Origin of the sequence: Gordonibacter sp. (assembly GCF_036667095.1) — a bacterium.
Taxonomy (GTDB): Bacteria; Actinomycetota; Coriobacteriia; order Coriobacteriales; family Eggerthellaceae; genus Gordonibacter.
This window is the reverse complement of the sequence record NZ_JAVWUP010000169.1, coordinates 1-2,068: the sequence shown is the minus strand read 5'-3', so window position 1 is coordinate 2,068 and position 2,068 is coordinate 1. Positions and strand designations below refer to the sequence as shown.

The following is a 2,068-nucleotide window of genomic DNA, read 5'->3' as shown; positions in this document are numbered from 1 at the left end:
GCGGTCAGCGGCATCGGCGGGCGACATGCGTACCATGTGATCGTAGCAATCGCCCTTAAGCCAGGGGTTCTGATCGTTGGAGGAATGCTGGCGGTACGTGGACACCGGGGTTACCATGGACAGCGGATAATTCTTCGTCCAAGAGTGATAATAGCTGTCGTTCGCGGGCTCATCTTGGTAGGTCGGCTGCCAACGCGGATATGCATCCATCTGCCCGCCGTAACGGGTCTGAGTCAGATCGTTGTTCTTCACATAAGAGCTTTCGAACTCGATCTTGCCGGACGGTGTCTTAAACGGGGAGCGATCCCACTCGACGGTGTTCTTGAAGGGATAGAACCATTCGCCGGGCTCACCGGGAACGCGAACGATCGGCAGCTTCTTGAACTCTTCCCAAGAACGCGGCTCAACACCGTAATATTCCAGTAAACCAGTCTCATCCTGAGCCCACTCTTCGTAAGCAGGTTTGTAGATACGCTCAACAACCTGCTCATCCCAATCACGCCAATCGGTAACGTCAAGCATCTTCGGGCAATACTTGTCGGCGAAGCCTAGGCGACGCGCCAGCTCCATCCAGACCCAATCTTTCGAGCGAACTTCTTCCGGAGGATTGATCCCCTTGCCTGCAAACAGGAAATAGTTCTGCATGCCGGAAGGCGCGCCCCAAAAACGGTTGATACCGAAGAAGTGCATGTCCGTAGACTCGAACTGAATAACGGGTGAAGGCAGCACGATGTCGAGAAATTCGATGGACGGCTGATCGTGATAGTACTGCCAGCCCCAAGAAAATTCCATGTCTGCGAAGCCCTGCATGCGCTTGGAGACATGGTGCTGATTGTTGATGTAGTTGTTTGGGATGATAGCCATCTTCAAGCTTGGAAGCGGGCTTCCTTTCGGGCAACCGATGCGGCGGCGGAACTCTTCCTCAGTTATCTCGCCAGCTGCGTAGAGCTTCTGGCAATGCATAACCTCGGTCACCTTGTTGTTATTGTTGGTGATGGGGTTCACCACGTCGCCCTTGATTTGGCCGGTATCGGGCACAGGAGCGAAGACGCGGGGCTGGGTAACCAGATTAGCGCCGCCACCCTCACAGCCGCCAGGGATAGTCATATTGCCGGTCATGGCCTGCAACAACATACACACGGCGGCGGCGTAGTCGCCAAGGTTGCGTTTGGAAACGCCGTACATCTGATGCATATGAACCGGCTTCATGGAAGCGTAGTAGCGAGCGAATTCCCGGATGGTGTCGGCTGGAATACCCGTGAGGGGTTCAGCCCATTCGGGGGTGTGCTCTATGCCGTCAACCTCGCCAACAATGTACTTGCGCCACTCTTCGAAGCCCTCGGACTCAACCCACTTCTCCACGTACGCGTGGTCGTAGAGGTCCTCGGTATACAGAACATGGGCGACAGCCAAACCGAAAGCGGTGTCAGTGCCGGGACGAATGGGAATCCACTGGGCACCCAAGCATTCGGCGGACACGTTGTACACAGGATCGATCAAAATAAACTTGCAACCACGCTCCTGCGCGAGCTTCATGTAGTAGGGCACATGACCGAACCAGGCGACCATGGGATCAAATCCCCACAGCACCACGAGTTTCGAATTCAGCAGGTCGGGAGCTTCGAAACCAGGGTAAGCATCACTCGTGCCCTTGATAAGGCAGTCGGTCAGGCGGACACCCAAATGGAAGTCCTCGGCAGAAGCGCTGCCGGACGTGGAATGGTCCCCCCAGCCGGTGATGGTTCCGGGCATATAGGAAGCAAACGGGAAGTCGGAACTCTCGAACGCCACGTAATAGCAGTAGTACAACCACGGGTTGTCGGGGTTGTCTTCAGCCATCTGCTTCATCGTGCCAGCGATAGTATCAAGCGCTTCATCCCAAGAGATACGCTCGAAGTGGCCCTTGCCAGCACCCTTCTCGCCAATGCGCTTCATGGGATACAGCAGGCGATCCTCCGAGTATAGCTCCTGGCGCCACGCATGACCCATCGGGCATGCACGAGCCTGAATCATGCCGGTCTGGACAGCGTTCTCATCGTCATCTTCCCTTGCAACGCCCGGGTTCACC

Annotated in this window: 1 protein-coding gene; it reads right to left on the bottom strand. The window is 55.9% G+C overall.

Annotated features, from left to right (window positions below; all coding sequences use genetic code 11):
• On the bottom strand, nucleotides 1-2,068 hold a 2,068-nt coding region (locus RR842_RS11590), incomplete at both ends, for a molybdopterin-dependent oxidoreductase (protein ID WP_332729817.1).